The sequence below is a fragment of the Persicobacter psychrovividus genome, assembly GCF_036492425.1.
GTDB lineage: Bacteria > Bacteroidota > Bacteroidia > Cytophagales > Cyclobacteriaceae > Persicobacter > Persicobacter psychrovividus.
On record NZ_AP025296.1, the window covers coordinates 65,836 to 79,313 of the forward strand.

At 43.3% G+C, this 13,478-nt stretch carries 11 protein-coding genes; 3 read left to right on the forward strand and 8 right to left on the reverse strand.

The window, feature by feature from the left end; translation table 11 throughout:
* Positions 1-18: 18 nt before the first annotated feature.
* The 3 genes from AABK40_RS20595 to AABK40_RS20605 all read left to right on the forward strand — a co-directional run bounded on the left by AABK40_RS20595 (position 19) and on the right by AABK40_RS20605 (position 2,578).
* Positions 19-1,065 (forward strand): HAD family hydrolase, encoded by a 1,047-nt coding sequence (locus tag AABK40_RS20595; RefSeq protein ID WP_338399161.1) that lies wholly within the window; start codon positions 19-21, stop codon positions 1,063-1,065.
* A gap of 247 nt (positions 1,066-1,312) precedes the next feature.
* Positions 1,313-1,630, forward strand: coding sequence for a hypothetical protein (locus tag AABK40_RS20600; protein ID WP_332921860.1), 318 nt, complete (start codon positions 1,313-1,315; stop codon positions 1,628-1,630).
* A 594-nt stretch (positions 1,631-2,224) separates the two neighbouring features.
* Positions 2,225-2,578, forward strand: a complete 354-nt coding sequence (locus AABK40_RS20605) for a hypothetical protein (protein WP_332921859.1) — start codon at positions 2,225-2,227, stop codon at positions 2,576-2,578.
* Between the two features lie 85 nt (positions 2,579-2,663).
* Here the strand turns inward: AABK40_RS20605 and AABK40_RS20610 are convergent, their stop codons facing one another.
* The 8 genes from AABK40_RS20610 to AABK40_RS20645 all read right to left on the reverse strand — a co-directional run bounded on the left by AABK40_RS20610 (position 2,664) and on the right by AABK40_RS20645 (position 13,413).
* Complete coding sequence (locus AABK40_RS20610) at positions 2,664-3,056, reverse strand: hypothetical protein (protein WP_332921858.1); 393 nt, start codon at positions 3,054-3,056, stop codon at positions 2,664-2,666.
* Positions 3,057-3,566: 510 nt separating this feature from the next.
* Entirely contained in the window at positions 3,567-4,397 is an 831-nt protein-coding gene (locus AABK40_RS20615) for a CheR family methyltransferase (RefSeq protein WP_332921857.1), read from the reverse strand.
* Positions 4,397-5,440, reverse strand: coding sequence for a chemotaxis-specific protein-glutamate methyltransferase CheB (cheB, locus tag AABK40_RS20620; protein ID WP_338399162.1), 1,044 nt, complete (start codon positions 5,438-5,440; stop codon positions 4,397-4,399). Before cheB ends, AABK40_RS20615 begins: the two co-directional genes overlap by 1 nt.
* On the reverse strand, positions 5,430-7,472 hold the full coding sequence (locus tag AABK40_RS20625; protein ID WP_338399163.1) for a SpoIIE family protein phosphatase: 2,043 nt from the start codon (positions 7,470-7,472) through the stop codon (positions 5,430-5,432). Before AABK40_RS20625 ends, cheB begins: the two co-directional genes overlap by 11 nt.
* A complete protein-coding gene (locus tag AABK40_RS20630; RefSeq protein ID WP_338399164.1) occupies positions 7,453-9,318 on the reverse strand; it encodes a chemotaxis protein CheA in 1,866 nt (621 codons plus the stop codon). The genes AABK40_RS20625 and AABK40_RS20630 overlap by 20 nt, the downstream gene beginning before the upstream one ends.
* Before the next feature lie 3 nt (positions 9,319-9,321).
* A complete protein-coding gene (locus AABK40_RS20635; RefSeq protein WP_332921853.1) occupies positions 9,322-9,687 on the reverse strand; it encodes a response regulator in 366 nt (121 codons plus the stop codon).
* A gap of 25 nt (positions 9,688-9,712) precedes the next feature.
* Entirely contained in the window at positions 9,713-10,246 is a 534-nt protein-coding gene (locus tag AABK40_RS20640) for a chemotaxis protein CheW (RefSeq protein WP_332921852.1), read from the reverse strand.
* Positions 10,243-13,413, reverse strand: coding sequence for a methyl-accepting chemotaxis protein (locus AABK40_RS20645; protein WP_338399165.1), 3,171 nt, complete (start codon positions 13,411-13,413; stop codon positions 10,243-10,245). Before AABK40_RS20645 ends, AABK40_RS20640 begins: the two co-directional genes overlap by 4 nt.
* Positions 13,414-13,478 lie beyond the last annotated feature (65 nt).

A 13,478-nucleotide genomic window follows, 5' to 3' on the forward strand; every position in this document is an offset into this window, starting at 1 on the left:
TCCTTAATTGTACTGAATATGGCCTCAAAATTAATTGTTTCAGCATTTATATTATTGCTTAGCCTTGGATTTTCGTGCACTCCTTCGATGAAAGAGAATCCACAAGAGCAAAAGTCCCTGCAAAGTTCTCCTTCTGAAAGTGATCCGCTGCCCTCATGGCGGGAGGGAAAAACGAAGCAAGCCATCATGGATTATGTGGCTTCGGTTACCGATCCCAACAGTCCGCATTTTATCCCCGTCCCCGATCGTATTGCTACTTTCGACAATGATGGTAACCTGTGGGCTGAAAAGCCGCTGTATTTCCAACTGATTTTTGCCATGGATAAATTAAAGTCGCTGGCTGATCAGCACCCCGAATGGAAAAAAGATCCTGTGATGAAGGCGGCGATTGATCATGATACCGAAGCTTTGTTTAAATATGGCGAAAAGGGTTTAATGAAAATTGTTTTGGCATCGCATGCCAATACAACGGGCGAGGAGTTTGAGCAAGAAGTGTTGCAATGGATAAAAACGGCTAAACACCCCTCACTCAATAGACCATATACTGAACTGATTTATCAGCCAATGGTAGAACTTGTCCACTTTCTTCAAAAGCACAAATTCAAAACATTTATTGTTTCCGGAGGTGGGCTCGCCTTCATGCGCCCCTGGGTGGAAGAGGTTTATGGTATTCCACGCGATCAGGTGGTGGGCAGTACCATAAAAATAAAATATGATGACCACGGGGAGCAACCTGTAATCCGAAGACTTCCTGAACTTGAATTTATAGACGACAAGGCAGGAAAGCCCGAGGCTATTTACAAATTCATCGGGCGGAAGCCTGTATTTGCTTCTGGAAATTCGGATGGAGATTTGCAGATGCTCAGATGGGCGGCATTGGGAACACACCAAAGTTTTATGCTATTGTTGCACCATACTGATGCAGAAAGAGAATGGGCTTACGATCGCGAATCTGCCGTTGGGCGGTTGAATATGGGATTAACAGAAGCACCGATGAAAAATTGGACAATCACTGATATGAAGAATGACTGGAAGATAATTTTCCCACCATCAGACTCCAAATAATCCTTATTTAGTCCTGTTCCATAAAGGCTAAAAGTCATTAATAATCATAAATGATTTATTGCCTAAAATAGCGCACAAATTCCCTCATAAATCGAATTTTGATAAATTTTGAGTTATTTTGTTAAATATCAATCTGAATATTGACATTTACACCATGATTTTCGTATTTTAATTAATGACATAGGTCATGTTTTGTAATGACTAAAATCTTATTTGTTGAAATAATTAAATTACTTCCATGTTATTAATGAACTTATCCAATCACGTAGATACCCTTGAACATATCCAACAAACCAAAAAAGACCTGGGAAATGACTTCATTGATATGATGAGAAGGAAGCCTCGATATAGCGGACAATGGTGGGCTTCCCCAGACCTCACCTACACTGGGCAGCCAGTGGTTTATATCGGCGACAAATTACCTTTGGGGGAACGGGGCTACATTATTGGCCATTCCAACTGGTTCGATGAGCGCATGTTTTTTGTGGGTTTTCCCGATCTTGGTCATGATCAACCTGTAGTGATTTTTGAAACGATCGAACATTTTGGTTTTTTAAAAAGATAAGACTTTCCATCGTAGTGGTAAGGTAAAAACAGCCTGAACATCTCGTTCAGGCTGTTTTTTTTGATCGTGTTTTTAGACTGTCGCTGCGGTCAAACACCTGAGGCATTAAATACTTTGGGCCCATTTCACAAGCCAACACCAAAATTCAGCGTTGGTAGTACCAAAAATTACGCACTTTTAGTTTTACAACGCTGAACAGGTTTATCCCTCACCGATCAAACTACCGTCGCAACACATCTATAAAGGTAACCACAGTTAAAAGCTGTAAAATTCGGAAACTTAAAATTGCATGTAAGATTCTACCCCTTCACGCATAAGATTACGAATGCGTCAAATTTGATATCGCAACGTATCTAATTTCGATACGGTAAAAAATGAATGCCTATTTTGATTTAAAGCGGAAAACTCAATACAAACGGCTAAATTATTAGCATTCTATAATAACATTGTGATTATTTATGATAATTTTCAGTTGGAATGCGCTATTTTGGTCGGGTAACAATCAAGCATATTTGATAGTAAAAAATCAAACAATCGAATAGAATAATAAAAATATAAAGACTAATATGCAACCCCAATATACCCCCATTCATCATGACAACAACACAAACAATTGCTAAATATGTTCCAGAGCGCTTGCTGGTGTATATCCCATCCCGAGAACAATTTTTTTATGTGAACAGAAAACACATTGACTATGGCACCGAGGTTGTGGATGAACACCTACACGCCCAGGTGAATTTGTATGCTCAGGTGCCTGGGGACTCGGATCATCTGAACCCAGTCTTATCGAAATGCATTGAGCTCTCCCTCGGTCACCTCGAGTCCATCCATATTTGTACCTTTACTGACGATGACTGCCGATTAGTACAAAAAAAAATCGCTGAAGAAATGCTTCAGGTCAATGCCGCAGAAGCCCACTTGATGACAGTGGCCGAAGCCAAATAGTTCAACACCGCACCATTTTTAGCATGATAACGGTGGAGCTTATCTGCGGTCACATTTTTTAACTTGCACAAAAACCAATGACTCCCTACGGTGCCTCTTTATTTTTTAAGTAGGTCATGGTACCATAAAAATACGCACGCATTAAAGGATTAATATTGAAGTGAATCTCTGTGTCGAGAATCGAATAGGAATGAATGATAGGCATTCGGAATCCTTTCAATAACTTAAGCGGAGGAAGGTAGTAATTATCCATCAATTTATCGCACGATTTTTCGAGGAGCGCACTTGTGAGTAATTGCTTGGAATGTATTTGAATCGCTTGAATATCGATCACAAGTTCATAGGAGGTAAATTTTTCAATAGACAAACAAATCACATTGATAATTGCTGATTCGGTTTCACTAAAAACAATGTCGTTAGATGCTGCCAAAGCATAAAAATGCGGTAATACTTTTTGCTGTAAATTTTGTTCAGACATTTGATAATCACACTAAATTGAACATCCACACCTACATGAATATTAACTTATCATTGATACATAAGTCATGTTTCTGCTAACGCTAAAACAAGAATACCACTAACCATCTGCGCTAAAGTATCTCGCCCGTTTCGCGTAGGTACATTTATTTTGATATACCTTGAAACAATCAATTTTGTTAATTTAAGTCTGTACAAAAATAAGTCATAATTATTCTAATAATCTAAACACAATACCACAGATCATGATGAAACTGACTTAATCCCGAAAAATCCTGCTCAACCAACATCATTTTTAGCCATTCCTAAAGCCTATGAGGTGAAATTTATGGTTTGCGCGTAACAAAAGGTTGATTCGATATTTTTAGTAAATGTAAAAGTTTATTCAAAATAACGCCTATTTGCCTGCTCATGCCCTAAAAGCAACTCTTTCAATCAATTACAAAGTGGACAATAGGTAAATTTTAAATGCCCACGATCGGTCAAATTGACCAGCTACTGAAAAACAGTATCACACTTTTATATATATTTTAGTACGGTTATCATACACATGGAAAAATTCCTGAAATCCCTCAGGCATCATATCATAATATCCGACCACCAGCAAACCATTTGGTTTCAATGCCTTATGAAACTTGATCAATACTTTGGATTTAAGATCGTTATCAAAATAGATCATGACATTACGACAAAAGATAATATCTACCTCTTCTGGAAATTCATCTTTCGTCAGATTGTGTGTATAAAATTCAATGCTACGTTTAATTCGATCTTTAATTTTGATCCCTGTGGGTATTTCTTCAAAAATACTGCTCCAGTCTCCTTTAGGAAATGCTTTGCCAAAATTTCGTGCATATTTATTGGCCTGCACACCAAAGTACTTCCCCTCCTTGGCTGTGTTTAATGCCATGGGACTCAGATCAGTCGCAATTACTTTACTTTTAAAAGTCAGCATAAGGGAATGAATAATATAATACATTGAATATACCTCCTCGCCAGTGGAACAACCCGTGTGCCAGATCTTGACCTTCGCCTGTTTGCTATGTTTTTTCTTCAGCAATTTTTGCAGAAAAATCCATACCTCAGGGTTCCGAAACATCTCGGTAAGGTTTACCGTCAGGTCATCAATGCAACCAAGAAAAAATTCCTTATCCTTTAAAATGGCGCTCCAAAGGTCAATCAGGGAAGTCATCTGATGCTTGTTGATCAAACGGCCAAAACCTCTTTTCAGGGATTTAATTTCATAATTGGTGAAATCGATTCCATAGCGGGTTTTTATGGCCGTAGCCAAAGATTTCAGCTCTTCGTCGGAAATTTTATGATCTGTAACTATTGTACTCATTATGAAATAGCGCTAATAACAAAAGTAGATAATTCCTGCAGTTTAATATTGTGCTGGATCGCCCCAAGATGATTGGCCGCTTTGGGCATCCCGTAAACAACACAACTTTCCTCACTCTGCGCCACCGTCAAGCCACCTGCATGATGAATCCTTAACATCCCCTCGGCGCCATCGCGCCCCATCCCCGTCATGATTACACCGATACACCGCCGACCAAAAATATCAACTGCCGAACTGATCAGTCCGTCGATGGAAGGCTCATTATAACTTGCGAACTGCATTTTTGTAGGGCGAAACTTGACCTTCCCATGCACTTCGCGAAGCACCGTATTTACCCCCCCTGGCAAAAGATAAATTGCCCCAGGCTCTAATAAAGTGCCCGATTTGGCGATAATCACCTTTTTCTTGGTTAATGAGTTGAGTCTTTGACCAAAAGAAGGGATAAAGGAGGCAGGCATATGCTGCGTAATAACAATAGGAACAGGTAAATTTTCAGGGATTTTCGTTACAAAAGCCTCGACCGCGGAGGGCCCTCCCGTGGAAGCTCCCACACAAATAATATCATAGGCCAACTGCTGTTCAAAAGTATGAGGAGCCGTATTGCTTTTGAGCTGCTTGGCCGCCGTGAGTGCTGAAACATCGGTGGCCAGGGCCGTTCTTATTTTCTCAAAAAGCACCGTTTTTATAGCATGAATATCGGAATGGTGATCAGCAGATTTATTCACATAATCAAAAGCTCCTTCCTTCAGCGCCGTCAGTATGGGGTCCATGTCTGTATTGCCCAGAGCCGACAGAATAATGATCGGCACCGGGGCTGGCCCATTCATGATTTGCTTCACGGCAAACAGGCCATCATAGCCCCCCATATTCATATCAAGCAAAAGGATATCGGGCCTAAGGGACTCATTCTGCATCACGGCATCCCGGCCGTTATTGGCCGTACCGACCACCCGCAAGCTTTCATCCTGCTCCACCACATCTTTAATCAGGTGGCGCATAATACTTGAATCATCGACCACCAACACGCCTTTTTTATGTTGCATATTCAATACCTATCAAAAGTACGTCATCAATTTGTTTTGCCCCTCCCTGCCAGTTTTTCCATTGAGAGATGAAATTATTTTCGAGCTCCTTCAGGCTTTTTGCCGCACCATCTTGCAAGGCATCGAAGGTTTGCTTTCTCCCAAATTTCCGATTGGTAGATTCTCCGAACTGATCGACCAAACCATCCGAGAAAATGAACACACGATCTCCAGGCTTCAGGTCAAAATCATGTGCCTTGAATGGCTTCCGATTTTTGTATTGAGTACCACCGACAGGCATTTTATCCCCACGAATCATCTGCAAAGTTCCCTCCTGCTGTAAGAACATCGGCAAGTGGGCTCCACTGAATTGCAGGTGATTGGTTTTGGTGTTGAATCGAACCAAGGAAATGTCAAGCCCATCATTAATTTTCACTTTTTCGCATTCCTGCTGTAACAAATCGACAATTTCAAGGTGCAGCAAATCCAGAATCTGATTGGTCGTATGCGAAATATCGGTACACAGGTATTTCAAAATCACATTGGTCATGATCGCCAGCATTGCCCCAGGAACGCCATGCCCTGTACAATCCACGGCAGCTACATAAAGGTAGTCACCCATTTTTAAAGCCCATGGGAAGTCACCACTGACCACATCCTTCGGCTGATAAAAAATAAACGACTGATTAAAATACCCCTTGAACCGATCGCTATTGGTATTTAACGCCTGCTGAATACGATAACTGTACTGAATACTTTCGGTAATTTTTGAGTTTTGAACCTCAAGTGTGGACTTCGTTTCTTCCAGTAACTTGAGCAATTCTGCCAGTTCTTCCTTCATTTCGCGCTCGCGGAAAGTCGCTGAAATAAGATGTTCGTTGGTGGTGGTCAGTTCCTGAATACTAATTTGCAGCATCTCTGCCTTGGTCGCCAAAGAATGATTCTCCTCTTTCAGCCGACTGATTTCCTCATTAATACCCTCTTGCTCCGACTGCATCGCGTGGTGGTTGTACTGAAAAAGTTCGAGCTGATTCCGCAACGATTTAATATCAAGGGGCTTGGTCAGGAAAGCCCACGGAAGGGTACGCTTGGCAATTTGCAACACATCGTACTGATCATGGGCAGTAATATACATGAAAGGAGTTTTGTACTTTTCCCGATAGTAGGACATGGTCTGAATACCATTCAGATCCCCCATCAGGTTGATATCCATAATGATCAAGTCGGCACTTTTAAACACTTTTTCCTCATTTTGCAGAAATTGCTCCCCCGTCTGAAAAGTACTGATGACCTCATGACCACAACTTTCGATCAGTTCGGTAAGCATTGCCAAAGCCACAGTACTATCATCGATAAGTACAAACTTCATTTTTTCATTCACTGAGGCGTTCAGGCGACTGACGCGCTCCTGCTCCAGGTTATCCTTAACCCTCTTAAAGATGCGCTGATTTTGAGGATTACAGATAAAGGTGTTCACCGAATCCATAAATTTTGCATCAAGGCTCCAGATAAACTCCGGGCTAATATCGGCCTCTTCAAAATGTAAAATCACCTTAAAGTACATTAAGTGTGAATTTACCCCAAGCCGTTCACAGAGTGCGGGATTCAGTTCATCTTCCGTATAAACATCATGCTCAGGCACATAACCATGCATTTGCAGTTCAAGCAAATTTGAAAATTGAGTAACGACCGAAGCGGCGATAATATTGTCAAGCTCCATCAGGAAAGCCTTCCCCATCGCTTTTGCTTCTTCGCTCTCGGGATTCAAACTTGAAGGCAGGGTTTTAAGCAATAGTTGTTCCCGCTCCTGCTGATTGAGGATAAAAAAACATACCCCCTGCATTTGCCCTTTGATCGCGGTGGTCAATACGGTCACCTGTTCCCCTTGTTTTTTGCTGACCCGCATTCTTGGCGATACCCGCTCAATACTCAGGTTGAAATCTTTGAGTTTAATTTTGTCGGCCACAAACATCGACATGGCGTCCGCAGCTTTGGCCAATCCAATATTAATAACCTCTTTGGCTACATCAAATTCAATTTGTGATATATTCATGTTCCTGACCCCGTCTTTTATTTTTTAAAACCTTCCGAATGATGTTTGGAATATCAAGTACCAAGCAAACCTGACCGTTTCCTAAAATGGTGGCACCACTGAATAAGGGCACCTGATCAAGGGGTTTCGAGAGGGTTTTTTCCACAATCTCTTTTTGTTGCAAAAGCTTATCAACGATGAAACCGAGATAAGTATTTTGATAGGAAATCACCAATACCTCAATCTTTTCCCCTTTCTTGAGTGCATTAAAGCCCTGGTGGAAGTCAAAGCTGGTATCCATCGTTTTTCCATACTGAAAAAGGTCTTTCAGGAAAAATACCGACATCGGCCGATCGAGATAACTTGACATCAAGCCATTGCTGATTTTATGCAGATCCTTTTTATGCAGGGAAATCACCGCCTCCGTATAGGACAGCGGCACCGCATAAGTTTGCCGATCCATCTGAAACAACAAGGCTCCTTTTAGCGCCATTGATGACGGCAACGCGAGTTGCATAACGGTTCCCTTTCCAATTTCAGACTGCACACTCACCCGTCCGCCGATCGATTCTGTTGCCCGCTTGACCACATCCATCCCGACCCCACGACCAGAAACCTCCGTGATCTTTTCCGCATTCGAGAAGCCTGGCTCAAAAATAAACTGCAACTTTTCATCTTTGCTGAGGCCCTTGCCGATTTCTTCGGAAACCAGCCGTTTTTCAATGGCTTTTTTCAGAATCACCTCTTCATTAATCCCCTGCCCATCATCCACCACTTCAATAAAAACGGTGTCCTTTTCATTAAACGCCCGCAGGGTTACATTTCCCCTTGTACTTTTACCGCTTGCGCGTCTTTGTGCTGGCGACTCAATGCCATGGCTTACCGCATTTCGTACCAGATGCACCATCGAATCACTGAGGATTTTCAGGATATTACGGTCGATTTCGATCTCCGTGCCTTCCAAATTCAGGCTGACTTCCTTCTGCTCTATGGTGGCTACATCGCGGATAATACGATGAAATTTATGAAACATAAAACCCACCTGCACCAGCCGAATGCCCATAATTCCATATTGCAAGTCAGATGTAATCCGATGCAAAAGTGCCAGCTCATTGTTGCGTTGGCCGTCTTTCCTGCCCGCGGCAAGACTGTCTTTTTCAATCAGTAATTCCCCCACAAGGTCAATCAGGCCATCGAGTTTTTTGATCGGCACGTTGACAAAATCTGAAAAGGAAATATCTGAAACGGTCGATAAATCATCTTCCACCTCTTCCGCTTCCTGACTTTCCGTAGCCGCTGTTTCTTCCATTGCCGGCGCTTCCTCCTGCACGGCCTGTTCTTCCGTAGCGGACAATGAATCCTCAGGTGCAACAGGTGCCTCGGCAGGTTCCGATTCAGTGGCGACAATGGTTTCCGCTGCATTCGGCAAATCAGCAGGCACCACAACTGCTGAACCGCTATCGTCAGTGGCTTCTTCTTCTGGCAAAATTTTTCTGAAGGCTACCTGCAGTTTCGTTCGTATGCCCTTATAACTGACTTTTTCATCCGTATTAATCGCCTGAATCAGCTGCCCGAGCTTATCTACTCCACGGTATAAGTTTGAAAACAATTCTGAAGAGAGGGAAAACTTTTTCTTCTTAATCTCTCCGAAAATATCTTCCATAACATGGGAGATCTCGGCAATGGACTGAATCCCCAAACCCATTGAATTTCCTTTCAGGGTGTGGGTGATTCTGAAAATGGCATCGATGGCTTCCTTATCGTCCGAATTGGCTTCCAGGGCGGTAAAAAGCCTGTTCAATTGCTCAAACTGGTCGTGCGCCTCTGCCTTAAAAAGTTCAAGGTATTCTTTTTCCTTCTCTTTCATCAATTATTCAAATGCTTTGGCAGCCGAGGCTACGATGCCTTCCGCTGTAAATGGTTTGACAATGTAATCAGTCGCTCCGAGGCTTAACCCTTCCTGAATCACTGATTCTTGCCCTACCGCACTGATCATGATCACTTTAGCGTTCATATTTTCTTCACTTTTCAACACCCTGAGAATATCAATACCGATCATGTCGGGCAGGATATTATCAAGTGTGATCAGTTCAGGTTTCAACTCCATGGCAAGGTCGATGGCTTTTTCGCCATTTTCTGCCTGCCCAATAATTTGGTAGCCTGCCGACTCCAACGCATCACTGATCAGTGATCTCATATACATAGAGTCATCCACAATCAAAACAGATCTTGACATAATTAAAATTTTGGTCTTTAATAGTTTAACTTCCGAGTGTTACATCATCCATTTGCAGCATGGCGATAATGTCCAGCAGAATAATCATCCGATCCCCCACCTTTGCGATGCCACGAACGCACTCTTCCTTCAGGCTTGAAAACTGAAGCACCTCCTTGGAGTCGTCAATATCTTCTGAATCGATAGAAAGGGTATTGGGAACTTCTTTGACCAATACCCCTACCTTGAACTTTTCATTTTCGATCACCAGCGAATAATGCTCCTGCGCCTTGACATTCGCAATCTGATCACTGAGGTGAAACTTATGTTCAAGATCCATAATCGCAATCACGGATCCCCGAATATTGGCCGCACCGAGAATATATTCTGGCGTATGTGGCACAGGTGCCAGGCGGGGGGTGAGCACCACCTCCTTCACCTGATCAATCGGTAAGCCATATTCTTCGCCGCCGAGCTTAAAAACGATGAGCTGAGACCGTGTAGATTGCTTATTGGCATTGCCCTTCATGGCATCGGTACTTTGTCCATGAAGGGGATCGTTTACGATGGGTTGACTCATTGTTTTCTCAGTTTAAATTTGGAAACACCTTCGAGTAACTGATAGGCCACATCCGCAAGGTCAACGCTGGTAGCAGAAACCTCATCCATCCCCTGGTTCAGTTCCTGAGAAGAAGAAGCGATCTGTTCCGTTCCTGCGGAAGTTTCCTCAGAAACCACCACTACTTTCTCAATATTTTTCACCGTTCCATTGATGGCTTCTTCCTGAATGGCTGCTGATTCCAAAATCTGCTTCGAGAGGTTGAGGGTCTCAATGGAGGCCGCATCAATTCTTTTGAATACTGCCTCAGCTTCTCCGCCTGCTTTATTGCCATTTTTCACCGATACCTCCATGCCTTCAATGGATTTTGAAGCTTGGTTGATATCGTTTTGTACTTCAGAAATTACCTTTTCAATATCCTGTGCCGACTTCCGTGAGTCTTCAGCAAGTTTCCGGATTTCTTCCGCAACAACGGCAAAACCACGTCCCGCTTCCCCTGCTCTGGCCGCCTCAATGGCGGCATTTAATGCCAACAGGTTCGTCTGAGAGGCGATATCGGTAATTACGTTCAACGTACGGGCGATTTCTTCTGATCTTTTGGTCAGCACCTTAATGGACTCCGAAGTAACCGTTGCCGACCCCTGAATCTCTTGCATATTTTCCACCACCGCTTCGATGGTTGACACCCCCTCTTTACTGTTTCGCTGTCCTTCTTCGGCAGACTTATTAATCACATCCGCTTTCAGGGCAGTATCCTTGGCATTGGTCAGAATTTTGGCAATCAGTGAATTCGCCTGATCAATTTGCTGCGCCTGATCCTGAACACCTTCGGCCATTTGCTGAATTGCCGAAGCCATTTCCTGCGTGGAACCCTTCATTTGTTCGCCTTTTCCTGACATTTCCTTAGCAGACTTCACCACCAGGTTCGCTGAATCATTGATCTGTAAGATCAGCTGATTCAAATTGGCCAACGCCTCATTGAATGCCGATCCCATTTCCTTGAAATCCCCCTGTACATCCAACAGAAAATCTTCACTCAAATCTCCCTGAGACAAACGGATCAGTAATTCTTTGATTTGACTGAAAGGCTCAACAATATTGTCCATCAATCGGTTGAAAGCATCTGCAAGAATCTGATAATCCCCTTCGGCATTGTTCAGATGAACCCTTGCGGAAAGATTTCCGTGATCTCCCGCTTCACGAACCACATCCTGAATCGCCTTGATAACCTCTTTCTGCTGCGTAATCTCATTGGCAATTTTGATCACCTTAAACACCTTTCCTCGCTCATCCCTGACAGGAGTGTAAGAGGCGTTGATCCAAACGGATTCCCCTAATTTACTCATCCTTTCAAACTCCCCGGACTTGGAAATGCCATTCGCCAAATCATACCACATTTTCTGATACTCATCGGATTTTATCAAACCTGGACTACAGAAAATACGATGATGCTTGCCTTTGATTTCATCCACAGAATGATAGCCCAATGTGCTGATGAAATTGTCGTTGGCGGTAATAATCGTACCATCTGGCTCAAATTCAATGGATGCCCAGCCGGTATCAACCGCAGATTTCACTGCCGATGCCTGTAGTCGGCTTTCCACCATTTTGGTAATGTCATTGGCAATTTTGATCACCTTCACCACCTTACCCTGCTCATCGAATACGGGAGTATAGGAAGCGTTGATCCAAATGCCCTGCCCTTGTTTGGTCTGACGTAAAAACTCTCCTGTAGTCATTTTTCCATTGCCCAGTGCATCCCAAAAAGAGGCGTATTCTGCGCTATTGGCGTATTCATACTCACAAAAGATCCGATGATGACGACCAGAAAGCTCCGCACTGCTCTGGTAGCCCAAGGCTTTCACGAAGTTATCATTGGCACTGATGATGGTACCATCTGGCTCAAATTCAATGGATGCCCAACTGCTATTGACCGCACTTTCAAGGCTTTGTGCTCGCATCAGGTTTTGGCGCGCCTCCGTAACATCCTTAATGAAGGCTGTAAAGTTAAGCTCACCACCAATTTCTACTTTACTCAGGCTGATATTTGCCCAGAATTTGGATTGATCCTTTCTGCTCACTTCAAAATCTTGTGTCTTCCCCGCAGGATCATCCATCCCATAATCATCCTGTGCCTGCTGGCTTACCTGAGCAATGACCGGCGCAAGCACTTTAACTTCTTTGCCCAGTACATCCTCCTCACGGTGGCCAAACATCTGTACCGCCGCAGGATTAATATAGGTGATTTCTTTGCGGGAGTTAATCGTTACGATGGCATCAACGGCCTGATCCAGTGTTTTCCTGATCCGCTGACTGTTGCGTTCCACCTCTTCCTGAGTGGCCTGAATTTCCTCCAGATTCTGTCGAAGCTCCTCTTCCTGCGTACGGATATTCTCGATCATATCACTTGTTTCCCGCTTACGATCAGTAATATTGGAAGCCAGTTTAATAATTTTGACCACCTCATCCCTACTGTTTTTTACTGGCGTATAAGCGGCCTGCAACCAAACTTCCCGACCAGTGCTATCGAAGCGGCAAAATTCCCCATCCATACTTTCACCACTGGCAAGTGCTGGCCAGAACCGAGCGTATTCCTCGCTGCTGGTGAACTCTTCATCACAGAACATTTTATGATGTTTTCCTTTTATCGCTGACAAGGAATAGCCCATGGTCGCCAAAAAATTATCGTTGGCATCCAAAATGATGCCTTCAGGCGTGAATTCAATCATGGCCATACTGATATCCACCGCCGACTTGATACCTGCTGCCTGCACCCGAAGCGCCACCATATCGGTGATGTCGGAAGCAATCTTTAGCACCTTTTTCACCTTACCAGCACTGTCTTTTACAGGCGCATAGCTTGCGCTAATCCAAATAGATTTCCCTGCTTTCGTCTTGCGTTCAAATTCGCCAGACTTCACCATGCCATTGCCCAAATCCTGCCAAAATTGTGCGTAATCCTCGGACTGTTCGTAGGCTTCGGCACAAAAAATTCGGTGGTGTTTGCCTTTAATCTCCGATAAATCTTCATAACCGAGGGCATGAACAAAATTCTCATTGGCATTGAGTATTTTCCCTTTAGGGTCAAACTCAATGAATGCCCATGCTAAATCAATGGCTGATTTGAGGTTGGTATCCTGCACGGATTTTGCTCTTGTGCCAGTAGGGTTGGTGGTTTCACTTGCCATTATTATCTCATACTAAATTGTTGGTAAAACATCGTTTTGAGCCTTCGGTGATAAAAACAAAAGCA